Genomic DNA, 422 nt, shown 5'->3' on the forward strand with positions numbered 1-422 from the left:
CAGGTGCAGGCCATGCGCGAGGCGATGAAAGATGCGCCCCAGCCCGTACTGGCGTTTTGCCGCTCAGGCGCACGCTCGGCCCAACTGTATTCGTTGACCCAGGCCGAATAAGCGCCACACCATGCCGCCCGCCGCCACCCGCTTCGCCTGGTTGCCGCACTGGCTGCGCCACTACCAGCGCGCCTGGTTGGGCGGCGATGTGTCGGCCGGGCTCATCGTCGCGGTACTGGTGATTCCGCAAAGCCTGGCCTACACACTCTTGGCCGGCCTGCCGGCCGAGATGGGGCTGTACGCCAGCATCTTGCCTGTGGTGGCTTATGCGCTGGTTGGCTCCAGCATGACGCTGGCCGTGGGGCCGGTGGCCATTGCCGCCCTCATGACGGCCAGCGCACTGCAGCCCTTTGCCATCGCCAACACCACTG

2 protein-coding genes are annotated in these 422 nt (G+C 67.3%); both read left to right on the forward strand.

Features of this window, described 5'->3' with window-relative positions:
• Positions 1–12 precede the first annotated feature (12 nt).
• Positions 13–111, forward strand: a complete 99-nt coding sequence (locus AC1D1Y_RS26535; protein ID WP_477684974.1) for a beta-lactamase hydrolase domain-containing protein — start codon at positions 13–15, stop codon at positions 109–111.
• A 10-nt stretch (positions 112–121) separates the two neighbouring features.
• Positions 122–422 (forward strand): SulP family inorganic anion transporter (locus AC1D1Y_RS26540; protein ID WP_477684973.1); only part of this gene is annotated, 301 nt, incomplete at its 3' end.

The sequence above is a fragment of the Polaromonas sp. P1_G1 genome, assembly GCF_056405595.1.